The 21,493-nt window shown below is 69.9% G+C and carries 23 protein-coding genes and 1 pseudogene; 15 read left to right on the forward strand and 9 right to left on the reverse strand.

The window, feature by feature from the left end:
• Positions 1–76: 76 nt before the first annotated feature.
• From F8566_RS35495 to F8566_RS35520, 6 genes are all read right to left on the reverse strand, one after another.
• Positions 77–415: an MGMT family protein gene (locus F8566_RS35495; protein WP_151566237.1), complete on the reverse strand. Its 339-nt coding sequence runs from the start codon at positions 413–415 to the stop codon at positions 77–79.
• Complete coding sequence (locus tag F8566_RS35500; protein WP_151566238.1) at positions 399–662, reverse strand: hypothetical protein; 264 nt, start codon at positions 660–662, stop codon at positions 399–401. The genes F8566_RS35495 and F8566_RS35500 overlap by 17 nt, the downstream gene beginning before the upstream one ends.
• A 387-nt stretch (positions 663–1,049) precedes the next feature.
• Positions 1,050–2,255, reverse strand: coding sequence for a S8 family serine peptidase (locus F8566_RS35505; protein ID WP_151566239.1), 1,206 nt, complete (start codon positions 2,253–2,255; stop codon positions 1,050–1,052).
• Positions 2,249–3,022, reverse strand: a complete 774-nt coding sequence (locus tag F8566_RS35510) for a hypothetical protein (RefSeq protein WP_151566240.1) — start codon at positions 3,020–3,022, stop codon at positions 2,249–2,251. Before F8566_RS35510 ends, F8566_RS35505 begins: the two co-directional genes overlap by 7 nt.
• A gap of 40 nt (positions 3,023–3,062) precedes the next feature.
• Entirely contained in the window at positions 3,063–4,334 is a 1,272-nt protein-coding gene (locus tag F8566_RS35515; protein ID WP_151566241.1) for a S8 family serine peptidase, read from the reverse strand.
• Positions 4,335–4,445: 111 nt separating this feature from the next.
• Positions 4,446–5,288: a hypothetical protein gene (locus F8566_RS35520; RefSeq protein ID WP_225993792.1), complete on the reverse strand. Its 843-nt coding sequence runs from the start codon at positions 5,286–5,288 to the stop codon at positions 4,446–4,448.
• Positions 5,289–5,498: 210 nt separating this feature from the next.
• Here F8566_RS35520 and moeZ point away from each other — a divergent pair, with 210 nt between their 5' ends.
• Positions 5,499–6,680, forward strand: a complete 1,182-nt coding sequence (moeZ, locus tag F8566_RS35525) for an adenylyltransferase/sulfurtransferase MoeZ (protein WP_151566242.1) — start codon at positions 5,499–5,501, stop codon at positions 6,678–6,680.
• A gap of 128 nt (positions 6,681–6,808) precedes the next feature.
• Here the strand turns inward: moeZ and F8566_RS35530 are convergent, their stop codons facing one another.
• A complete protein-coding gene (locus tag F8566_RS35530; protein ID WP_225993793.1) occupies positions 6,809–7,525 on the reverse strand; it encodes a TetR/AcrR family transcriptional regulator in 717 nt (238 codons plus the stop codon).
• A gap of 150 nt (positions 7,526–7,675) precedes the next feature.
• Between F8566_RS35530 and F8566_RS35535 the strand changes: the two genes are divergently transcribed.
• From F8566_RS35535 to F8566_RS35565, 7 genes are all read left to right on the forward strand, one after another.
• Positions 7,676–9,820: an MMPL family transporter gene (locus tag F8566_RS35535; RefSeq protein ID WP_151566243.1), complete on the forward strand. Its 2,145-nt coding sequence runs from the start codon at positions 7,676–7,678 to the stop codon at positions 9,818–9,820.
• Positions 9,821–10,085: 265 nt separating this feature from the next.
• Entirely contained in the window at positions 10,086–10,778 is a 693-nt protein-coding gene (locus F8566_RS35540; protein WP_151566244.1) for a nucleotidyltransferase domain-containing protein, read from the forward strand.
• Between the two features lie 218 nt (positions 10,779–10,996).
• Positions 10,997–11,875 (forward strand): helix-turn-helix domain-containing protein, encoded by an 879-nt coding sequence (locus F8566_RS35545; protein ID WP_151566245.1) that lies wholly within the window; start codon positions 10,997–10,999, stop codon positions 11,873–11,875.
• On the forward strand, positions 11,872–12,066 hold the full coding sequence (locus tag F8566_RS35550; RefSeq protein ID WP_151566246.1) for a DUF397 domain-containing protein: 195 nt from the start codon (positions 11,872–11,874) through the stop codon (positions 12,064–12,066). The genes F8566_RS35545 and F8566_RS35550 overlap by 4 nt, the downstream gene beginning before the upstream one ends.
• A gap of 260 nt (positions 12,067–12,326) precedes the next feature.
• A complete protein-coding gene (locus F8566_RS35555) occupies positions 12,327–12,950 on the forward strand; it encodes an ATP-binding protein (protein ID WP_151566247.1) in 624 nt (207 codons plus the stop codon).
• Between the two features lie 28 nt (positions 12,951–12,978).
• Entirely contained in the window at positions 12,979–13,761 is a 783-nt protein-coding gene (locus F8566_RS35560) for an SGNH/GDSL hydrolase family protein (RefSeq protein ID WP_151566248.1), read from the forward strand.
• An 89-nt stretch (positions 13,762–13,850) separates the two neighbouring features.
• Positions 13,851–14,369 (forward strand): superoxide dismutase family protein, encoded by a 519-nt coding sequence (locus tag F8566_RS35565; RefSeq protein WP_151566249.1) that lies wholly within the window; start codon positions 13,851–13,853, stop codon positions 14,367–14,369.
• 67 nt (positions 14,370–14,436) lie between these two features.
• On the opposite strand, the gene ku is transcribed toward F8566_RS35565, so the two are convergent.
• Entirely contained in the window at positions 14,437–15,342 is a 906-nt protein-coding gene (ku, locus tag F8566_RS35570) for a non-homologous end joining protein Ku (RefSeq protein WP_151566250.1), read from the reverse strand.
• A gap of 113 nt (positions 15,343–15,455) precedes the next feature.
• On the opposite strand from ku, the gene ligD (F8566_RS35575) reads away from it, so the two are divergent.
• The 7 genes from ligD (F8566_RS35575) (at position 15,456) to F8566_RS35605 (ending at position 20,569) form a co-directional block, all read left to right on the forward strand.
• Entirely contained in the window at positions 15,456–16,430 is a 975-nt protein-coding gene (ligD, locus tag F8566_RS35575; RefSeq protein WP_151566251.1) for a non-homologous end-joining DNA ligase, read from the forward strand.
• Positions 16,420–17,319, forward strand: coding sequence for a non-homologous end-joining DNA ligase (gene ligD, locus F8566_RS35580; RefSeq protein ID WP_151566252.1), 900 nt, complete (start codon positions 16,420–16,422; stop codon positions 17,317–17,319). Before ligD (F8566_RS35575) ends, ligD (F8566_RS35580) begins: the two co-directional genes overlap by 11 nt.
• 162 nt (positions 17,320–17,481) lie before the next feature.
• The gene (locus F8566_RS35585; RefSeq protein WP_225993794.1) at positions 17,482–18,840 is read left to right on the forward strand and encodes a dihydrolipoyl dehydrogenase family protein; all 1,359 of its coding nucleotides are present in this window, start codon (positions 17,482–17,484) and stop codon (positions 18,838–18,840) included.
• 34 nt (positions 18,841–18,874) lie between these two features.
• On the forward strand, positions 18,875–19,069 hold the full coding sequence (locus F8566_RS35590) for a hypothetical protein (RefSeq protein WP_151566253.1): 195 nt from the start codon (positions 18,875–18,877) through the stop codon (positions 19,067–19,069).
• Between the two features lie 123 nt (positions 19,070–19,192).
• On the forward strand, positions 19,193–19,810 hold the full coding sequence (locus tag F8566_RS35595; RefSeq protein ID WP_151566254.1) for a TetR/AcrR family transcriptional regulator: 618 nt from the start codon (positions 19,193–19,195) through the stop codon (positions 19,808–19,810).
• Positions 19,811–19,947: 137 nt separating this feature from the next.
• Positions 19,948–20,184, forward strand: a complete 237-nt coding sequence (locus F8566_RS35600) for a DUF3107 domain-containing protein (RefSeq protein WP_151566255.1) — start codon at positions 19,948–19,950, stop codon at positions 20,182–20,184.
• Positions 20,185–20,284: 100 nt separating this feature from the next.
• The gene (locus tag F8566_RS35605) at positions 20,285–20,569 is read left to right on the forward strand and encodes a GlsB/YeaQ/YmgE family stress response membrane protein (RefSeq protein WP_151566256.1); all 285 of its coding nucleotides are present in this window, start codon (positions 20,285–20,287) and stop codon (positions 20,567–20,569) included.
• Positions 20,570–20,642: 73 nt separating this feature from the next.
• Here the strand turns inward: F8566_RS35605 and F8566_RS50340 are convergent.
• Positions 20,643–21,493: pseudogene (locus F8566_RS50340) on the reverse strand (hypothetical protein); the annotation flags it as partial.

Raw genomic sequence — 21,493 nt, forward strand, 5'->3', positions numbered from 1 at the left:
ATGTGACATTCGATACTGAGTTCGATAGAAGTGATCGACGTGCAATGCGGCCACGCACGGGGCCGCCGATCCCGAGTCAGCCGGTCTCGTCCCAGCCTGTCCCGTCCCAGCCTGTCCCGTCCCAGCGCGCCCGCCGCATGTCCACTCGACGCCCGTCCGGGCGGACGGGCGTCCCCTCCGCGCGGTAGTGCTCGAACGCCCGCACCTCGTGCCCCTCCGCGGGCCGCCCGTCGGCCCGGACCACCCGCCACCAGGGCACCCCGCCGCCGTAGAGCGACATGACCCGCCCCACCTGCCGCGGCCCACCGGCACCGACCAACTCCGCGACGTCCCCGTACGACATGACCTGCCCCGGCGGGATCCGCTCCACCGCGTCCAGCACCGTCTCCGCGTACTCGTCAGGATCGGATCGCATCCCCAGATTCTCGCCGCAGCAAGAGCCGGACCGCCACCCCGATCAAGATCAAGCCCAGCAGGACCAGCGCGCCGAATCCACCCAGCCAGGCCACGTCGTAGGGAACCGCCCTGACCTTCCCGGGCCTGTCCCCGCCGAAGTGCGCGCCGTCGGCCACCGCCGACTCACCCGCGATCTTGGCGGGCTCCTTCGAGATCCGCTGGGCCTCCTTGAGCGCCCCCGCCGGATTCACGATCCCGAATCCCATGTCGGTGTCATACCGTCCCTTCCCCTTCGGATGGCGCGCCGACGTCGCCAGCGCCTCCCCACCCGCGCGGGGGTGAGCTTCGGGTACTCCGCCTTGACCAGCGCGGCCGCAGCGCTCACCCAGGCCAGCGGAGGACCATGCCCCCAGACCTTGGTCACCGTCGAAACGCCCGCCTCGCCCGTGGTCGAGGTGGCCGAAGGTGCGACCTCCAGCGCCGCCGGGAAGATCTCGCCGACCTTGAGGTTCTGCGAGACGCCGGGCGGGCGCTTTGGACGGCCTGGTCGGCTCGGATGGCTCGGATGATTCAGCTGGCTCCGGCGGTTCAGATGGTTCGGAAACTTCCACTGTTTCGGACACGGTTTCCGATCCAATTGACGGCCTGTCTCATTATGGTTGCGGGTCGGCTTCGCTTTGCGGTCGGCGGCGGAGGGCCATGACCAATGAGAAGACGAGGACGGCCAGGGCCAGGGTCGCGATGGTGGCGGAGGTGACGATCAGGCGGCCGTCGCGGTGGACGACGCGGATCCGCCCCGCGTCGCCGCCATCGCCGTCGGCGAAGTGCTGGGTGGCGGGCAGACCCAGGCCGATGCGGCGGGCGGCGGCGAGGCGGTCGGACTCGGTCAGGGCCGCGTGCGCGTCGATGGCGCCGAACCCGACGCCGAGGTCGTAGCCACCGGCCGGACGATGCCGCGTGCCCGTCACGATCGCCTGGGTGACCAGGGCGGGGGCGAGGCCGGGGTGGCGGGAGCGGATCAGCGCTGCGACGCCGGAGACGAACGCGGTGGCGGGGCTGGTGCCGTCGCCGATCCAGTACTGGTCTCCCGGGCCCGCTCCGATGATGCGCACGCCGGGGGCGGAGACGACGACCGAGGAGTTGCGGTTGGAGAAGCCCGCGTGCGCGCCTTTCTCGTCGACGGCGGCGACGGAGATGACGCCTGGGAACGAGGCGGGATAGGAGAACGGGGCGTGGCCGGAGCGGCGGGCCTTGTCGGTGGCCCCCGCGTTGCCTGCTGCGGCCACGACGACCACGTTCTTGCTGAGCGCGTAGGCGACGGCTTCGCGTTCCGCCTTGGTGGCGGACGAACGGCCGAGCGACAGGTTCACCACGTCGGCGCCGTTGTCGACGGCGTAGCGGATGCCGCGCGCGATCGTGTCCTCGTAGCGCATGTCGTTGATGAACTCGGAGTAGCCGGGCTCGTCGTTCTCCACGATCACGCGGAGAGCCAGCAGGCGGGCCTGGGGGGCGACGCCCATCACACCGTCCGCGCCGCCTGCTCCGTGACCGTGGCCCGCGATGATCGACGCCATGTTGGTGCCGTGCAGCCGCTTGGGCTCGACTCCGGCGGGGTTGGCGCCCTCGGTGTAGTCGGGGCCGAGGGTCACCGAGCCGGTCAGGTCTGCCTGAGCCGGGTCCACGCCCGAGTCGAGGACGGCGACCGTCACCCCGGAGCCCTTGGAGAGCTCCCATGCGCGCGGGACGTTCATGGAGCGCATCACCGGCGCCGTCTGGTCACGGATCTCGTCGGCCTGGGCGGGCGTCCCGGGGAGGATGACAAGGGCGGCCACGGCGCTCGCCGCGAGGTGTCTCAGCATGTGAACGCCTGCGACTCGCAGTCGACCCGGGCCGGTGCGGTGAGCGGGTTCAGGACCGCGACGGCGAGTTGCGGCGCGAGAGCGAAGAGGTCGTTCTGCTGCTTCGCGCCGCGTACGACCGGTCTGCCGTCCACGTAGCCGACGGTGGCCGCGACCACATACGGCCCGCGCTGCCGTACGGCCGCGGTCTGCCTGGCGGCGTCACCGAAGCGGGCGGTCACCGATCCCGGGAACGGCAGCGCGCGCAGCCCCGGCCGCGGGGCGCGGGCCGGGAACGCGGCGGCGGCCGCGCGGGCGGCCTGGTCGTCGGGGAAGACCGCGACACCGACCGCGATCGCCAGGCCCTGCGGCTCGTCGAGGTAGACGGCGCGCAGCACGGCCCGGCAACCGTGCTTGCCGAACGGCCCGCTGAGCTGCGGATCCACGGCGGTCTCGCACCGGGTGTCCGGGGAGATCCCGACGCGCATGGCCGTCTCGTCGCCGCCGACGTCCAGGGTGTAGGGGATCTGCTCGGGAAAGATCCGGCCCGACGGCCACGTCACATGGCGGCGGGCGATCTCCTTGGCGGCGGCGTTGCGGAGTTCGGCGGACGTCGGCTCCCGGGTGAGCTCACCGGCCAGCCGCAACGCCATCGGGACGAGCACCGCGAGGCTGCACACGGCGGCCAGTCCGGTGATCAGGGGTCTCACCCGCAGGCGCGCCGTGCCATCGGATCCCGGTTCCTCCGGTTCCGGCTCGAGGTCCGGGGGTGAGATCTCGGCGCGCACGGAGCGGAGCGTAGCCGAGAAACCTCTCGGTAAGAATGACTCAGAAAGAATGACCTGGGCCACCAGCACCGTACGGATAGGCCGGAGGCAGGGCCTGGTGGTGCCGGTCGGGCAGGCGCGGGTTGCGGCGTGCCAGGGCCACCGCGATGATCACGGCTGCCACGGTGCCGCCGACGCCGAGCACGATGATCGCGATGATGACCGGGCGCATCCAGGCCGGGCGTTCGATGATGGCGACCGGCCCGGGTGGCGGGCCGTCTCCGAACCGCTGGCCGCCCGCCTTGCCGGCCAGACCGGCGGCCGGCGTGGTCAGGGTGTTCGCCGCCGCGAGCGCACGGGCCGCGTTCACCTCGCCGAAGCCGAGCTCCGGGTTGTATTTGCCGGACGGGCCGTTCTTGGCGCTGTCCACCAGTGCCTGGGAGACCAGCGCGGGCGGCAGCTTGGGATGCTTCGCCCGGATCAGCGCGGCGATCCCGGACACGATCGCGCTGGCCTGGCTCGTACCGGCGCTGTCGGCGAAGTACCGGCCGCCGGGGGCGGCGTAGACGATCTCCGCCCCCGGGGCGCCGACGACGACCGAGTAGTTGCGGTTGGAGAACTTTGCCCGCTCGTGCCCGGGTGTGGTCGCGGCCACCGCGATGACGCCGGGATAGGAGGCCGGATAGGAGTACGGCGCGAAGCCGTCCTTGTCGAGCCTGCGCTTACGGTCACCGTCGTTGCCGGCCGCCGCGACCACCACGACGCCCTTCTTGATGGCGTAGCCGATGGCCTCGCGGTCGTCCCGTACCTCGTCGTACTTGCCGAGGGAGAGGTTGATGACGTCGGCGCCGTGGTCGGCCGCGTACCGGATGCCCCTGGCGACGGCGCCCTTGCTCTCGGACTTGTAGCGCCGGTAACTGGCGTCCTCCGGCTCGGCGATGGCACGGATCGCCAGGACGCGGGCCTGCGGCGCCATCCCGATGACTCCGGAGCCGCCGCCCGGGCCGTGGCCGTGACCGGCGATCAGGGCGGCCATCGCGGTGCCGTGCTCGCGGGTGGGCTTCGTGCCCCGGTCGATCTCGGCCAGCATGTTGGGTCCCGTGGTGACCGAGCCCTTCAGGTCAGGCTGGTTCGCGTCGGTCCCCGAGTCGACGACCGCCACGGTCACCCCGGCGCCGCGGGTCTCCTTCCACGCGGCCTCCACGGAGAGCGTGTCCAGCATGGGGCCCTGCGCCTCACGGACCTGGTCCGCCCGGGCGGGGGTGGTCGCGAGCAAGGGCGCGGTGCCGATCGTCAGCGCCAGCAGCGCCGCCGCGACTCTCCGTGCACCCATCAAGACCTCACACTCATCAGCACCTCGCACCGTCCGTCCGGTCAGCACTCCGCACCCGTCAGCACACTCCGCACCGTCCGCACACTCCGCCCCATCAGCACACTCGCACCGTCAGCACTTCCACTCGTTGCGGGAGCAGTCCGGCAACGACTGCTGGGACAGCGCTCTGGCGATTTGGCGCCCGAGCTGCGGCGCCGACTCGAACGGCAGGCCGGGCCGTACCTTGGTGATCGCGGACGCGGGGCGCCCGTCGGATTGGCCCGAAGTGGTCAACACCACGTAGGGCCCGCCGCGGTCGGAGGTGCGGTCCTGCCGGGCGGCGTCGTTGAACCTCGCGCCCGCCGTGCCCGGGAACGCGGCGGCGCGCAGCGCGGGCCGCACGCCCAGCGAACGTTTGGCATCGTCCGGCGTCGACGGCGGGATCTCCTTGTACGCCCGGTCGGCCGCCCACGCGTCGGGGAAGACCACCACGCCCACCGTGATCACGACACCCTGCATCTGGTCGGCGTAGGTGGCGCGCAGGACGGCGCGGCAGCCGTGCTTGCGCAGGATCGCGCCCAGCTCGGAGTCCACGGCGGGCTCGCAGTCGGTGCCGGGAACGATGCCGAGCCGTCCCGCGAACTCGCTGTGCCCGCCGTTGGTGGTGCTGTACGAGAGCCGTTCGGGGAAGATCCGCCCGGACGGCCAGGCCTGCCAGCGCCGGGCCACTTCCGCGGCGGCGGCGCGCTTGAGCTCGGCGTTCGTGGGTTCACGGTTGAGCGTCGCCCAGGTGCCGGTGAGGCCCGCCGCGGTCACCAGCAGGTAGCTGCATCCCAGCACGATGGCGACGACCATCCATTGCCGGGCGCGCAGGCCGAGCACGACGCCGGGAGGGCGCGTCGGGTCCACCGGGGAGGAGCCCGCCGGTGGTCCCGGCTGGACCGGCGGCTGGTGGGAGGGGGGCACGAACGCCACAACCGACAAGGTTAACGGTGGATAACTACATTCCGCCCGCCACCGGACAGTAACGACGAACCACCCGGCTAGGGGTTTCCGCGCGGAGACGCGGCCTGACGTTTGGGAATGCGACAGGGCATGGCAAGGTTGTGGCCTGATGGACGACGTTGTCCCGCCCCGTAACCGCAGAGCCTTGAAGAGCACAGCGTCAACTCAGGAGCACTCACCGTGTCGTTGCCACCTCTGGTCGAGCCCGCAGCCGAGCTCACCCGTGACGAGGTCAATCGTTATTCGCGACACCTGATCATCCCCGATGTCGGGATGGCCGGGCAGAAGCGCCTCAAGAACGCCAAGGTCCTGTGTGTGGGCGCGGGCGGGCTCGGCTCCCCGGCGCTGATGTACCTCGCCGCCGCCGGCGTGGGCACGCTGGGCATCATCGACTTCGACGTCGTCGACGAGTCCAACCTGCAGCGGCAGATCATCCACCGGCAGTCGACGCTCGGCAAGCCCAAGGCCGAGTCCGCCGCCGAGACGGTGCGCGAGATCAACCCGTTGATCGACATCCGGGTGCACAACACCTCGCTCGACCGCGACAACGTGATGGAGATCTTCGCCCAGTACGACCTGATCGTCGACGGGACCGACAACTTCGCGACCCGCTACATGGTGAACGACGCGGCGGTGCTGCTCGGCAAGCCGTACGTGTGGGGCTCGATCTACCGCTTCGACGGCCAGGCCTCGGTGTTCTGGGCCGAGCACGGCCCGTGCTACCGCTGCCTCTACCCCGAGCCCCCGCCGCCCGGCATGGTGCCGTCCTGCGCGGAGGGCGGCGTGCTCGGCGTGCTGTGCGCCTCCATCGGCTCCATCCAGGTGAACGAGGCGATCAAGCTCATCACTGGCATCGGCGACCCGCTGGTCGGCCGTCTGACCGTCTACGACGCCCTCGAGATGAGCTACCGCAACGTGAAGGTCCGCAAGGACCCCGAGTGCCCGCTGTGCGGCAAGAACCCGACGCAGACCGAGCTCCTGGAGGACTACGAGGCGTTCTGCGGCGCGGTCTCCGACGAGGCCGCTGAGGCCGCCAAGGACTCCACCATCTCGGTCCACGACCTCAAGGCCATGCAGGACCGCGGCGACGACATCTTCCTGGTGGACGTGCGCGAGCCCAACGAGTACGAGATCGTTTCGATCCCGGGCGCGACGCTGATCCCCAAGGGCGACTTCCTCAACGGCGCCGCCCTGGAGCAGCTCCCCCAGGAGAAGAAGATCGTCCTGCACTGCAAGTCCGGCGTGCGGTCCGCCGAGGCGCTCGCGGTCGTCAAGAACGCGGGCTTCGCCGACGCCGTGCACGTTGGTGGCGGCGTGGTCGCCTGGGTCAACCAGATCGACCCGAGTCTCCCGCAGTACTGACCCTCAGTACTCACCATCGCCGGTCTGGTGCGGCTGGACGTCCCGTCCTCCGCGTCAGGCCGGCGATGTGCGTTGTCAGGGCGACGCGTGTGTCAGCTGCGCGGGCGTATGTCAGCTGCGCGCGTGTGTCAGCTGGGCGGGGCGTGTGTCAGCCCCAGCGTCTCGCCGATCTCGAACAGCATGAGCTCGAAGATCGGCTCTGGGTCGTCCAGGGCGAAGTCGAGATGGCCGAAGACCTCCAGGCTGACACTGCCCTGGAGCCGCACCCAGCACTGCAGGAACAGTTGGATGACTCCCAGCGGCAGATCCACGCCGAGCGCCTCGTTCCGGTAACGCCGCAGCTGCTCGCGTAGCCCGGGGTCGATCTCCTCGTCAGCGGCGACTGGGAACTTGCGCTTCTGCCACAGCTCCAGAAAGAGGCCGAGGAACGTCCGGCCGAACCGGCGTGCGCACTCCTCGGCGAAGTCCGCCCGCTCCTTATGGCCGAGGCCGGGCAGCGGGGCCCCGAAGAGCAGCGCGTACTCGCGCCGATGGTCCAGTGACCAGCGCCTGAAGCCGCGCGAGGCCGCCAGGAACTTCCCGCTCAGGTCGCCGTCCGGCACCGCCGCGATGTCCTTGTGCAGCTCCTCGGTGAGCTCGGTGAAGAGGTCGCCGACCAGGTGCCGGAGCAACTCGCCGTGGCTGTCGAAGTAGCGGTAGAGCGCCGGCGCCGTCATGCCCATCTCGCGGGCGATCGCCCGCAGCGTGACCGCCTCGGGCCCTTGCTCGACCAGGATCCGGCGGGCCGTGTCGGAGATCTCCCGCATGGTCGCCGCGCGCAACCGGTCGCGCCGTGACTCCACCACCGTGCGAGCTCCTTCCCAATCACCGAAGAGTGCCCCCGCATGATTCCCCAAAAACACCCTTGACGGTAGTGAACGATGCATGCAATGTTAACAGCGTTAGCAGGTGAACGCCATTAACTACCGTTAGCGTGAATCACAGGGGAGCGCACGATGTTCGAAAGCTGGGGCCGCCTCGTCCACCGGCGACGGCGACCGATCCTGGGACTCTCCCTCATCGCGATCGTCTTCATGGCCGTCTGGGGCACGGGGGTGTTCGGCGCCCTCACGTCGGCCGGCGGCTTCGACACCCCGGGCAGCGAGAGCGCCCGCGCGGCGGAGACCGCCGAACGTGCTCTCGGACGGGACGGCGCCGACGTCGTCGTGCTCTACAAGAGCACCGACGGCCGGACGGTCGACGACCCCGCGTACAAGCGCTCGGTCGACCAGGCCCTCGCCGCGATCCCGGCCGGCAAGACCGCGGGCTCCACCACGTACTGGACGTCCAAGTCACCACAGCTCGTCAGCAAGGACCGCACCGCCACGTACGCAGTCCTGCAGCTCGCCGGCGCCGACGCCGAGACCCGCGAGAAGAACTACGACGCGATCGCCGACGACCTCACCAGGACGTCCAGCGCGCTGACCGCCAAGGTCGGCGGCCGGCAGGGCACCGAGACCGCCGTCAACGAACGGGTCTCCGCCGACATCGCGCGCGCCGAGGCGATGGCGATGCCCATCCTTCTGGTCCTCCTGGTCCTCATCTTCGGCAGCCTGGTCGCGGCGAGCCTCCCCTTGCTCATCGGCGGCCTGGCCGTGCTCGGCTCGTTCACCGCCCTGCACGCCCTCACCTACACCACCGATGTGTCGATCTTCGCGATCAACATCACCACGTTCCTCGGGATGGGCCTGGCGATCGACTACGCCCTCTTCGTGGTCGGCCGGTTCCGCGAGGAGCTCGAACGCACCGGCTCCACCGAGGACGCCATCGCCACCACGATGTCCACCGCCGGCCGAACCGTCGCCGTCTCCGGCATCACCGTCGCGGTGTCGCTCGCAGGCCTCCTGCTCTTCGACCAGAACTTCCTGGTCTCCATGGGCTACGGCGGGATCGCGACCGTCCTCGTCTGCATGGTCGCCGCGCTCACCGTGCTGCCCGCCCTTCTCGCCGTGCTGGGCCCCCGCGTCAACTCCGTCTCGATCCGCCGCAAGGAGCGTCCTTCGAGAGACCGCTGGCTGCGGCTGGGCCACAGCGTCATGCGCCGCCCCGTGCTCTACGCCATCGCCGCCACCACGATCATCCTCGCCCTCGGCGCGCCGTTCCTCGGCATCAACTGGGGCGGCGTGGACGCCAAGGTCCTGCCCACCGGCACGGACGCCCGCGTCGTCGCCGAGACCCTGGAACGCGACTTCCCCCGCAACGCCACGAGCCCGATCGAAGCCGTCGTCACCGGCGACACCACCGCAATCAAGACCTACACCGACCGACTGGCCGCCACCCCCGGCATCACCAGCGCGACCGTCACGGGCTCGCAGAACGGCACCACCCGCATCGCCCTGCTCTACCAGGAGGACCCAGCCTCCTCTGAGGCCCGCGCCCTGGTCGAACGAGTGCGGGACGTACCCGTACCCCCAGGCACCACGGCCCTCATCGGAGGCGCCTCAGCCGACATGGTCGACCAGCTCGACAGCATCGGCGAGACCCTTCCCTGGCTGGCCCTCACCGTCGGCGTGGCGACGTTCGTCCTGCTCTTCCTCGCCTTCGGCTCCATCGTGCTTCCGATCAAGGCCGTCCTCATGAACCTCCTCTCCCTCTCCGCCGCGTTCGGCGCGATGGTCTGGATCTTCCAGGACGGCCATCTCTCCGGAGCCCTCGACTTCACCGCCACCGGCTCCATCGCCCCCGCGATGCCGATCCTCATGCTGGCGATGCTCTTCGGCCTGTCGATGGACTACGAGGTCTTCCTGCTCTCCCGCATCCGCGAGCAGTACGACCTGACGGGCGACAACACCCAATCGGTCGCCGTCGGACTCCAGCGCACCGGCGGCATCATCACCAGCGCCGCCCTGCTCTTCATCGTGGTGATCGGCGCCTTCTCGACCTCGGGCATCACGTTCATCAAGATGACCGGCGTCATCATGGCGATCGGATTCCTCGTGGACGCCACCATCGTCCGCGCGATCCTGGTCCCCGCCACGATGCGCCTGATGGGCCGAGCCAACTGGTGGGCACCACCCGGCCTGGCCAAGCTCTACAGCCGCTACGGCATCCGCGAGTCCGAAGCACCGGCACCCAAGACCCTGGAAACAGCAGGTGTCTGATCAATGTGGGGGCGAGCACCGCTCGCCCCCACACTCATGTCACGCCAGTCCGGTCGCCCGAGTTCGATCTGCGGTGGGAGCACGCGCAGGTCGTCGAGCACCATGCCCATGGCACGCGTCGACTCGGCGAATGTGTAGCCGCGCCGTTCCGGATAGCTGCGCATCGCCGTGTCGCTCTCGTGACGTGGAACGGTCCGGTAGTTGATCGACGGCGACGCTCTTAATGTGGTCGCGGGGTGTTCGGTGGGTGTGTCACGTTTGATTCATGAACGTGCTGCTGTCCGGGATCGTGGGGTCGACCGCGTATGGGCTGGCGACGCCTGAGTCCGATGTGGACCGGCTCGGGGTCTATGCGGCGCCGACGGAGCAGTTCCACGGGTTGCATCTGCCGATCGGCAAGAAGGCCAGCAAGGTCAGCACCGATCCGGACGTCACGTTCCATGAGGCGGGCAAGTGGGCTGCGCTCGCGCTGGGTTGCAATCCCACCGCCACGGAGCTGGCCTGGCTTCCGGACGACCTGTACGAGACGCGTACGCCGTTTGGGGACGAGCTGATCGGGATCCGCACGGCGTTCCTGTCCGCCGGACGGGTGCGCGACGCCTATCTGGGCTACGCGACGGCGCAGTTCAAGCGGCTCGAAAGTCGTGGCGACGGCTCGTTCTCCGCTGACACGCGCAAGCGGACCGCCAAGCACGCGCGGCACCTCTACCGTCTGGTCGCCCAGGGGGAGCAGCTCTACGCGACCGGGCACCTGCAGATCCGCGTGGACGACCCGGAGAAGTTCCGTTCGTTCGGCGAGCGGGTCGCAGCGGGGGGCATCGACGAGGCGCGCGAGATGATCGCCGCGGCCGAGGAGCGCATCGGCCGGATCCGTACGCCGCTGCCCGACCGGCCCGACGAGGAGACCGTCGAGCGGTGGCTGCACGCCGTCCGCGCCGCGCACTACTCCGCGCACTGATCCTGACACCGAGACAGGCGGCCTGTCGATTTTCACGTCCCGGGGCCCCTCTGCCCGCACGATCATCGTCCGACCGGCCGCCCGACACACGAAACAATTGGGTGCCGACCCGCGAAATCTGTCAGGTTCCGGTTACGGAGTGCGGTCGCACGGCGTACGCTCGCAAACGCACGCAGGTCTTGCACGGTTCAGACTCGGCCCTGGTTCTGGAGACCGGCATGATTAGCCCCTACGTACGTCGCCGTCGGCTGGCCATCGAGCTTCGCGCGCTCCGCGAGGACGCCGGGCTCACCCACGAGCAGCTCGCCAAGAAGATCGGCGAGGCCAGGACCAAGCTCAGCCGGCTCGAGAACGGGCACATCGCGCCCGACCAGAACGACATCATCAAGCTCCTGGACGTCCTGCAGGTCGACGGCGACCGGTGGACGAAGATCGTCACCATCGCGCAGGAGGCGGCGGCCAAGGGCTGGTGGGAGTCGGACATCAAGGCGATGGGCGAGCGGCAGGCGCTCTACGCCAATCTCGAAGCAGGCGCCGTCACCATCCGCGAATACCAGCAGACCTACCTGCCCGGTCTGCTCCAGATCCCGGAGTTCACCCAGGCCGCCGCCGAGGCGCTCAACGCGCTGCGGCCCGGCCGGGTGGACGTCCGGGGCGTCATCAAGGGCAGGGCCGGACGGCAGCGCATGCTGCGCCGGCCCGGCGGGCCGACCTACCAGGTCATCATCGACGAGCTCGCGGTGCGCCGCCCCGCCGCCCCGCCGCCCGTCGCCCGCGCACAGTTCGAGCACCTGGTGCGGCACACGGCCGACTCGCCGCACGTCTCGCTCCGGGTGTTGCCGGTGAACGCCCTGATCGCCGGTTACTCGCTCCCCGGCTCGGCGTTCTCCGCCTACACCTACGCCGACTCCGACGACCCGACCGTGGTCGCGATCGAGACGGTCGACGCCGACCTCGTGCTCACCGAACCCGAGCAGGTGGCCCCGTACGACGAGCTGTACCAACGGCTGCACGACGCGGCCCTGCCGGAGGAGGAGAGCCTCGCACTACTCGCCCAGGCAGCAAAGGAGCTGCCCGACGATACGGAGGAACAATGATCTCCGATCGATTCGCCGTCTGGCGGACAGCCAGCCGTAGCGGCGGCGGCAACTGCGTGGAGGTGGCGGGCAGCCCCGGCCTCGTCGCCGTCCGCGACTCCAAGAACCGGGTCGCGCACCTGGAGTTCACGGCTTCCGAGTGGACGGCCTTCCTGCACCACGCCAAGCGGGGTGCCTTCGACCCCGGCTGAGCACCGTTCCGAGCTGGATCTTGGAGGGCTGGGACACGGTCCCGGCCCTCCGGCATGTACGCGAGAGTGAGCATGAAGTTACGGAAAGTCCTTGTGATCTAGCTCACCAGGGGAGACACTTTCCGCAATCCTCTCGACTGCACAGTCGAGCCCCCTGAACTGAAGTCGATCCGGCTCAGTAGGCATGTCCCAAGACCCCGCGGCGGCGCGGTGCGGAGGACCCGCGCCGCCGCGGCTTTGAGCACGCCCGAGGAGCATCCATGTCGGAGAGTCCGGTGTCCCTGGAGGACCTGACCGGCAGATTCCCACGCTGGCTGATCTGGCACGGCCGGTCGACGGGCCTCTGGTCGGCGCTGCCGCCGCGCGAACTGCCCAAGCCCCGGCTCCTCCAGTCGGCGTCGCTGGACGGCCTCGCCGCGCTCATCTCCCACGCGCTGGGCCGGCCACTCCCCGCCACCCCCACGCCGAGCGCGTCGTGGTGCCTGGAAGAGGAATCCTGGCCGGTCCGCGCCGCCCGCCGCGCCGTGGCCGACGCCCTGGACGCATGGCACCTGGAACGCTGGCGCGACGACGCCCTCACCGTCACGTCCGAGCTGGTCACGAACGCGGTCAGCCACAGCCGTCCGCCCATCGCCCTCACCCTCGCCGTCATGCCCGGCCCTCAACCCCGGCTCCTGATCGAGGTGACCGACGGCTCCCCCGACCTCCCGGTGCCGCGTTCACCCGGCGACCACGGAGGCTTCGGCCTCACCATCGCCAACAGCTATGCGGAGGTCACCGTCGTTCCCCACGGCCACGGCAAGGCCGTACGCGCCGTGCTCGACTGGCCCGACCAACGACTCCCGCCGGCGCCCGGCAGCGGGGACGCCAATGCGGATCAATGACATCGATGCAGATCAATAACATTGACCCATGTCTTGGACGCGATATGTGGCGATCGGTGACTCCTTCACGGAGGGGCTCGGCGATCCGTACCCCGGCGGGGGCTGGCGGGGATGGGCGGACCGGGTGGCCGAGGGGCTGGCCACGGCGAACAGCGGGGTGAACGACGGCGTCATGTACGCCAACCTCGCGATCCGCGGGCGCCTGCTCGACCCCATCGTGACGGAGCAGCTGCCCGCCGCGCTGGAGCTGAAGCCCGATCTGGTCTCGATGTCGGGCGGCGGCAACGACATGCTCCGGCCGGGAGCCGACCTGGACGCACTCGCCGGGAAGCTCGACGAGGCCGTCGGGCAGATCCGGGCGACCGGCGCGGACGTGGTGCTCTTCACCGCCGTCGATCCCGTCGGGTCCCCGGTGATCCGGCTGACCCGGAGCCGCGTGGAGGCGTTCAGCGACCAGATCCGTCTCCTGGGCGCCAAGCACGGCGCGTACGTCGTGGACCAGTGGCAGATGGACGTCCTCCGCGACTGGCGGATGTGGACCGTCGACCGGCTGCACATGTCGCCGGCCGGGCACCGCCGGGTGGCGCTGGCCACCCTCGAGAAGCTCGGCGTGCCCGCCGACGACTGGCGCGACCCGGTCCTCGACCCGCTGCCGGAGCTCGGCCGGGGCGCGCGGATGTTGTGGAACGCCCGGTGGGCGCGCGGCCACCTCGCCCCCTGGGTGGGGCGCCGCATCCGCGGCCGGTCATCCGGTGACCTGATCACGGCAAAGCGGCCGACATTCCGGCCCGTCATTGACCAGTCCGGATGAACATGACGCTAAATCGGGAACGGGAGAACGATTAGCCGGGTGCCGATGGGCAGGAACCTCGCGTAGGTCAAGCGAACGAAAGGGATCTCATGCCATTGCTGAGGCGTTCAGCCATCACGGCGACGGCGGCAGGGGCCGCTCTGGGGCTCTTCGCGGCTCCCGCCCTGGCCGGCCTGAAGCCCATCTACGTGACGGGGCCGACCTACGCCCATGACACCTCCTTCGCCACGGCGAAGACACAGGTCCTGGTCACCGGCACGAACAAGTCGACCACCGTACGGCTGTACGTGTCCGGCCTGCCGTCCTCGGCGGTGGGCAAGACGCTCGGCGCCCACGTTCACGCGAACGCATGCGGCCCCCAGCCCGCCGACTCCGGCCCGCACTACCAGAACCCGAATGCTCTCCCCGGGACTCCGCTGCACAACAAGGAGATCTGGCTGGATCTGAAGGTCCGCCAGAGCGGGCATGCGGCCGCCAAGGCCCGCGTGCCGTGGACGATCGCCAAGGGCGCGGCCGGGTCGGTCGTCGTGCACGCGAACCCGACGAACCACCACACGGGTGACGCCGGAGGGCGCCTGCTCTGCACGACTGTGCCGTTCGGCTCCTGAACCCGGAGCCGGATCCTCACCGGAGCCGGATCTTCAGCCGAGAATGACAAGTCACGCAGACGACAAGTCACGCAGACTTGCGGCTGCGTGACTTGGCTGGGGCCTTCTTCTCCGTGCTCTTGGTGGACTTGGCCGCCGTGGACTTGCGCGCGGAGGACTTGCGCGCGGCGGGCTTCTTCGTTTCGCCGTCCTTCTCGCCGCGGCTCTTCTTCGCGGCCTCGACGCTGGCGCGCAGCGCGCTGAGCAGGTCGGCGGCGGGCTCCTCCCCCTCCTCGGGCTCGGGCCTGGTGACCTCGCGACCCTCGACCTTGGCGTCGATGACAGCCTGGAGCGCCTCCCGGTAGGCGTCCTTGTACTCGGCCGGGTCGAACTCGCCCTCCATCGTCTCGATCAGCGAGGTCGCCATCGAGAGCTCCTGCTTGCGGATCTCGATGTCCTCCTCCAGGAACGGGAAGTCCGGCACCCGGATCTCGTCCGGCCACAACATGGTCTCCAGGACGAAGATCCCCTCCCGGACCCGCAGCGTGGCCAGTGACTCGCGCTGGCGCAGCGCGACCTTGACGATCGCGACCTGCCCGGACTGTTCGAGGGCCTCGCGGAGCAGCACGTACGGCTTGGCGCCGGTGCCGTCGGGCTCCAGGTAGTACGACTTGGCGAAGTAGATCGGGTCGACCTCGGACTGCTCGACGAACTGCAGCACGTCGATCCGGCGGCTGGTGGACAGCGGCAGGTCGGCGAAGTCCTCGTCGGTGAGCACCACGATCTCACCACTGGGCAGCTCGTAGCCCTTGGCGATGTCGGAGTACGGCACCTCTGCGCCGTCGACGGTGCAGACCCGCTTGTACTTGATGCGACCGGCGTCCTCACGGTGCACCTGGTGGAAGGAGACGTCCCGCTGCTCGGTCGCCGAATACACCTTGACCGGGATCGTGACCAGGCCGAAGGAGATCGCGCCCTTCCAGATACTGCGCATGATCTGTCCCTACCCCGGAGGCTCGTCCCCTTAGCATCGTCAAATCATTCGATTTCCGCCAGATCGGCATCTAGATCCTTTTCCCATGAGCAGGCAAAGGGTAAAGAGCGGTTATGACCATGCCGTGGCCGGTGCAACCGATGATGGCCGACACCGGGGAGCTGCCTGAGGACGCCGACCGCTGGGGCCTGGAGCTCAAGTGGGACGGCGTCCGAGTCATCACCTACGTCTCCGCCGAGGGCGTCCGGGCCAGCGGGCGCCGCACCACCGAGCTCGCGGGCCGCTACCCCGAGCTGTCCGGGCTGGCCGACCTCCTCCCCCACCATGACGTGATCCTGGACGGCGAGGTGGTGGCGTTCGAGGACGGGCGGCCCAGCTTCGAACGCCTCCAGCGCAGGATGCACGTCCCCCGTCCCGACCAGCGCCTGATCAGGGAGGTCCCGGTCAGGTACGTGGTGTTCGATCTCCTCTTCCTGGACGGGCACCTGCTCTACGACATGCCGTACGCCGAACGGCGGTCGTTGCTGGCCGAGCTCGACCTCGCCGCGGCGGGCCCTGTGGAGGCGCCGCCGTACCTGCACGGGGGCGACGCCGAGCAGGTCGCCGAGCTGCTGGAGTTCACCCAGGAGCAGCGGCTCGAAGGGCTCATGGCCAAGCGCCTGGACTCCCCGTACCGGCCCGGCCGCCGGGTGGACCACTGGCGCAAGGTCAAGAACTTCCTCAGCCGCGAAGTCGTCGTCTGCGGCTGGAAGCCCGGCAAGGGCCGCCGGGAGGGCGGCGTGGGCTCGCTCCTCCTCGGGGTGTACGACGAGAAGGGCCGGCTGTGCTTCGTCGGGCACGTCGGCACGGGCTTCACCGACCGGGCCCTGGACGAGCTCTACCAGCGGCTGTGGCCCATCCGGCGCCCGACGAGCCCGTTCGACGAGCCCGTGCCCCGCGAGTTCACCCGTGACGCCCAATGGGTTGAGCCGCATCTCGTCGGGGAGGTCGCCTATGCAGTGCAGACCAAGGACGGGCGGCTGCGCTTCCCTTCGTGGCGCGGCCTCCGTTCGGACAAGAACCCGCACGAGGTGACCCGTGAGCCCTAAGAAGGTGGCCGTCGAGGTGGAGGGACGGCAGCTTGCGCTGTCCAACCTCGACAAGAACCTCTATCCGGCGTTCACCAAGGGCGAGGTGATCGACTACTACGTCAAGATCGCCCCGACGATCCTGCCGCATCTCAAGGACCGCCCGGCGACCCGCATCCGCTACCCGGACGGGGTCGACGGCGGCTCGTTCTTCGAGAAGAACGCGCCCGGTCACACCCCGGACTGGATCCGCACCCAGACGCTGCCGACGCCGGGCAGTTCCAAGGGCCGCACCGAGCTCGACTTCATCATCATCGATGACCTGCCCACGCTGGTGTGGTGCGCCAACATGGCCGCCCTGGAGCTGCACGTGCCGCAGTGGAAGGTCGGCCCGCGCGGCGCCGTGCACAGCCCGGACCTGACGGTGTTCGACCTGGACCCGGGCGCCCCGGCGACGATCATGGACGCCTGCAGGGTCGCGCATCTGCTCCGCGAGCTGCTGGCCGGCGACGGGCTGGAGTCCTATCCCAAGACGAGCGGGAAGAAGGGCCTGCACCTGTACGTGCCGATCAAGGAGAACGACCGGACCTCCGAGTACGCCAAGGAGTGCGCGGAACGCCTGGCCTCCTCCCATGGTGACCTGGTCGTCAGCCGGATGGAGAAGAGGCTCCGCAAGGGGAAGGTCTTCGTCGACTGGAGCCAGAACAACCCGGCCAAGACCACGGTCGCCCCGTACTCGCTGCGCGCGGCCCAGTCCCCGTCGGTCTCCACGCCCGTCACCTGGGACGAACTGGAGGGCTGCGGCTCGGCCAGCGACCTGACGTTCTCTCCAGACGAGGTCCTGGAACGGGTTGACGAGCACGGCGACCTGCTCGCCCCCATCCTCGACAACCCACAGCGCCTCCCCTGAGGTGCCCAGCCCGCAGCGCGCGGCATGGAGGCTCGGGCGCGGGCCCGATTAGTGCTCTGCGCTGTACGAGCGTGCCGTATGTGTTCGAATCAGCACTCTCCGGCACCGGATTCCGCCACCATAGGGACTGGGGACACGGGTTGCGCGGAGAGGGAAGATCAGTTGTCGGAGAACCATCACTACGACGTCGTGGTGCTGGGCGGGGGGACCGCGGGCGAGCTCGTGGCCGCCGGCCTCGCCCAGGCCGGGCGTGACGTGGCACTCGTGGAAAACCGCTTGGTCGGCGGGGAGGCCCCCTATTTCGCCGACCTGCCGTCCAAGTCGTTGTTGTTGTCGGCCCGGCGCGGGGAGACCTGGGAGCTGGCCACCGCCCGCCGGGACGAGCTGACCGCCCACCTGGACGACGACAACGCGTGTGCGGCGCTGGCGGAGGAGGGCGTGACCATTCTGCGCGGCTGGGGCAAGATCGTCCGGCCTGGCGCGATCGACGTGGACGGGACCGAGCACACCTACACCGATCTGGTCCTCAGCACCGGCAGCGAGCCCGCCGTCCCGGCCATCGACGGCCTGGCGGGCGTGCCGACGTGGACCAGCGACGAGGCGCTGTCCGTGCCCGACCTGCCCCGGCGGCTGGTGATCCTGGGCGGCGGGCCGATCGGCTGCGAGATGGCTCAGGTGTACGCGTCGTTCGGCTCGCAGGTGGCGATCATCGAGTCCGCCGGGCGGCTGCTGACCGCCGAGGCCCCGTTCGCCGGCGAGGTGCTCGCCGACGCGCTCCGGCGGATGGGCGTCGACCTGCGGCTCGGGGCCGGACTGGCCCGCGTCGAACGCACCGACCTGGCCCTGCGGCTGTGGTTGACCGACGGCGGCGCCCTCGAGGCCGACCGGATCCTGATCGCCGCCGGGCGGCGGCCCCGGACCGAAGGGCTGGGCCTGGAGGAGCTCGGGATCACCGTCCCGCCCGGTCACGGCGTGCCGGTGGACGAGACCTGCCAGGTGCAGGTGGACGCCTCCATGTCACCACCGGACGGGGAGCCGCCCGCCGGCGGGATCTGGGCGGCCGGAGACGTCACCGGCGTCGCACGGACGGCCCACGCGGCCCGCTACCAGGCCCGGGTGGTGGTCTCGAACGTGCTGGGCAAGCGCTGGGAGGCCGACTACCGGGCCGTTCCGCGGGTCGTCTACACCACGCCCACCGTCTACTCCGTCGGGGTCTCCCCCAGCCAGGCCGGCGAACTCGGTATTGACCTGCTCACCGCTGGGTACGATCTCGCCGCGACCGCCAGAGCGGCGGTGGAGGCGGACGAGCGAGGCCGCGTGGAGCTCTACGCGGACCGTTCGCGCGGGCTGCTGATCGGAGCCGCCGCGGTCGGCCTCTACGCTGAGGAGTGGATGAGCGAGATCACGCTGGCCATCCGGGCGGAGACCCCGCTGAGCGTGCTCACCGACGTGGTGCACGCGTTCCCGACATACGGTGAGTCCATCGAGCCGCCACTGCGGGAACTGGCCGAACGCCTGTAAGGCAGTCGAGCGGTCGGGGAGAGGAGGACGCACGATGAGCGAGACGAGTGGTCCGGAGGAGCTGTCGCCCGAGGCCCCGGAGGCGGACGTCGCGGAACAACTCGAGTCCGCCGAGGGCGGCGAGGAGAGCGAACAGGAGTGGCCGCAGGAGGTTCCGTTGGACGCGGATGAGGGCGACGCTGTCGAGAACGCGCGGGTCGTCCGTATCGAGGACGACGATTATCGCTGAGCGCGCAACACCCTCCTGGCCTTTGTTAGTGACCCGCGAGGTTACTGGCGCGTAGGATGATGGGATTGATTCCCTGCGGCGGGCGACCCCTCCCGCCGCAATGATCGGTGATCGGAGAGTGTGGTGACCGCGACCCCGGACGCCCGCCCTCGTGGCACGAGGTTGCCGCGACTGGCGCGGCGCAGGCAGTTGCTCGGCGCGGCCCAAGAGGTGTTCGTCGCCCAGGGCTATCACGCCGCCGCGATGGACGAGATCGCCGAGCGGGCAGGCGTCAGCAAGCCTGTGCTCTACCAGCACTTCCCCGGCAAGCTGGAGCTCTACCTGGCGTTGCTGGACGAACATGCCGAAGGTCTGGTCAAGACGGTCCGCGACGCGCTTGAGTCCACCACGGACAACAAGCTGCGCGTGCAGGCCGCCATGGCCGCCTTCTACGACTTCGTGGCCGGCGAGGGCGAGGCCTACCGCCTGGTCTTCGAGTCCGACCTGCGCAACGTGGCCCCGGTGCGGGCCCGGGTCGAGCGCGCCAACCAGCAGTGCGCCGAGATGGTGGCCCAGGTGATCCAGGAGGACACCAACGCCCCCAGTGACGAGGCGTACCTGCTCGGCATGGGCCTGGTCGGCATGGCCGAGGTGAGCGCGCGCTACTGGCTCGGCCAGCACCGCGCCATACCCAAGGAGACCGCAGAGAAGATCATCGCTCGCCTCGCCTGGCGCGGCATCTCCGGCTTCCCCCGCATCTAGCCGGCTGTCGCGTTCAACGGCTCTCGCGGCGGTCGGGTCAGGTCAGTTCGCTCGCGGCGAAGGCGTCGGACGACGGAGGCGGTGATCTCCGTGCGACCATCGGAAGCACAAGCTGACGGAAGCAGGGGAGCAGTCGCGTGCAGGTTCGCATCGGCGTCCAGTTCGTACCCAAGGAGCTCGTGGTCGAGACCTCGCAGACCGCCGACGAGGTGCAGCAGGCGCTGGCCGAGGCGTTGCAGGCCGAGCGCGGGGTCCTGGTGCTCAAGGACCAGCGCAACGGGCGGGTGGTGATCCCGGCCGACCGGGTGGGCTATCTGGAGATCACCGAGGAGGAGGGGCGGACCGTCGGATTCGGCGGCTCACAATACACCTGACCTGCGATTTGTTTGAAGCGTGGAGAGCGGGCATATCGATCGCCGACCACGGGACGCGGAACATCAGGGCCGCTCCCACGAAATGGAATGGTGATCGACAATGCTCACGACGATCCTCTGGTTCATCGTCGTCGGTGCCATCATCGGAGCCGTCGCACGGCTCCTCGTCCCCGGTAAGAACCCCATCGGCTTCCTCCTGACGATCCTCGTCGGGATCGCCGGTGCGATCCTCGGTGGCGTGGTGGCCGACGCGCTGGGCGCGGGCACCCTTGTCGCGCTCGTCTTCGCTCTGATCATCGCCGCCGCCGGCGTCTTCGCGCTCACCGCGATGCAGACGCGTGGCGGTGGGCGTACCCGCTGGGGCGCTCGGCGACGGACCTATTGACCACGGGCCTACCGGCTCGGTAGACACCCCCACATGTGAACGGAAGGCCCCCGCCCCTGCGGCGGGGGCCTTTTCATGCGCCGATGCGCTGGAGGATCTCGGGGCGGAGCACGTCCCGCAGCTGGGTGTAGGGAACCTTGGCGAACGGGGCGGACCGGTGGCAGGCCATGTCGTAGCCGAGCATGAACATCGGAACGCTGATCTCGGCGCGCCGGCCGGTGAGCAGGAGCGAGAAGACCCCCTTCCCCGCCAGGCGGTCGGGCGGGATGTCCCACTCCGATTCGGGATCCCCGGTGCTTCCCTTGCACCCGTCCTGGGTGGCGAGGCCGTTCTTCATGAGCCGGCGGATCAGTGCCTTGGTCCCCGCCAGGCCCATCACCTCGGGCCGGAGCAGGTCACGGCTCGTCAACTCGCGTCCGGTGGCCAGATCAACAGTGATCACATCTGGAAAGCCCGAGTTCCGCTGCGTGTCGGCGAAGGTGTAGCGGACGGACATGAGCCGTGGCCCTGAGAGCCCGGTCTCGTACGTCGCGGAGGGGCGGTGGCTGCCGTCCGTGTCGCCGAACGCCCGGATGTCGTTGTGCGCGGACGTCATCCACCGGTCCACAGGGGCCCGCAGAAGCTTGTTGACGTTGGCCTGCACCGCCGCGTTCCCAATCCCGTTCACCTGCGGAAACCGGAGGGTATAGGTGATCGCCGGGGAGGCCAGCGTCCGCGTCTCGCTGGCCGGCCGGAAGGCGAGCGGGGTGGCCGTGGCGCTGGGCCGCGGGCTGCCGCCCGGGCCGCCGTCGTTGGCGGCGTAGACCCCCGCGCCGCCCGCTGCGACGGCCGACGCGGTGATCACGGCGGCCGCGACCTTGGCCCCGGTGGTGGCCAGCAGGCCCGCGCCCGCACCGGCAGCGCCAGCACCGCCCGCCCCCGCAG

This window comes from Actinomadura rudentiformis (genome assembly GCF_008923185.1).
GTDB classification, from domain to species: Bacteria; Actinomycetota; Actinomycetes; order Streptosporangiales; family Streptosporangiaceae; genus Spirillospora; species Spirillospora rudentiformis.

What these genes read in the sequence shown, in the direction of transcription:
- ligD (WP_151566251.1), top strand. Translation starts at nt 15,456, where the DNA reads ATGACCATGCCGTGGCCGGTGCAACCGATGATGGCCGACACCGGGGAG.
- F8566_RS35495 (WP_151566237.1), bottom strand. Translation starts at nt 415, where the DNA reads ATGCGATCCGATCCTGACGAGTACGCGGAGACGGTGCTGGACGCGGTG.
- F8566_RS35605 (WP_151566256.1), top strand. Translation starts at nt 20,285, where the DNA reads ATGCTCACGACGATCCTCTGGTTCATCGTCGTCGGTGCCATCATCGGA.
- F8566_RS35560 (WP_151566248.1), top strand. Translation starts at nt 12,979, where the DNA reads ATGTCTTGGACGCGATATGTGGCGATCGGTGACTCCTTCACGGAGGGG.
- F8566_RS35565 (WP_151566249.1), top strand. Translation starts at nt 13,851, where the DNA reads ATGCCATTGCTGAGGCGTTCAGCCATCACGGCGACGGCGGCAGGGGCC.
- F8566_RS35545 (WP_151566245.1), top strand. Translation starts at nt 10,997, where the DNA reads ATGATTAGCCCCTACGTACGTCGCCGTCGGCTGGCCATCGAGCTTCGC.
- F8566_RS35505 (WP_151566239.1), bottom strand. Translation starts at nt 2,255, where the DNA reads ATGCTGAGACACCTCGCGGCGAGCGCCGTGGCCGCCCTTGTCATCCTC.
- F8566_RS35540 (WP_151566244.1), top strand. Translation starts at nt 10,086, where the DNA reads ATGAACGTGCTGCTGTCCGGGATCGTGGGGTCGACCGCGTATGGGCTG.
- F8566_RS35500 (WP_151566238.1), bottom strand. Translation starts at nt 662, where the DNA reads ATGGGATTCGGGATCGTGAATCCGGCGGGGGCGCTCAAGGAGGCCCAG.
- F8566_RS35515 (WP_151566241.1), bottom strand. Translation starts at nt 4,334, where the DNA reads ATGGGTGCACGGAGAGTCGCGGCGGCGCTGCTGGCGCTGACGATCGGC.
- F8566_RS35555 (WP_151566247.1), top strand. Translation starts at nt 12,327, where the DNA reads ATGTCGGAGAGTCCGGTGTCCCTGGAGGACCTGACCGGCAGATTCCCA.
- F8566_RS35550 (WP_151566246.1), top strand. Translation starts at nt 11,872, where the DNA reads ATGATCTCCGATCGATTCGCCGTCTGGCGGACAGCCAGCCGTAGCGGC.
- ku (WP_151566250.1), bottom strand. Translation starts at nt 15,342, where the DNA reads ATGCGCAGTATCTGGAAGGGCGCGATCTCCTTCGGCCTGGTCACGATC.
- F8566_RS35535 (WP_151566243.1), top strand. Translation starts at nt 7,676, where the DNA reads ATGTTCGAAAGCTGGGGCCGCCTCGTCCACCGGCGACGGCGACCGATC.
- F8566_RS35590 (WP_151566253.1), top strand. Translation starts at nt 18,875, where the DNA reads ATGAGCGAGACGAGTGGTCCGGAGGAGCTGTCGCCCGAGGCCCCGGAG.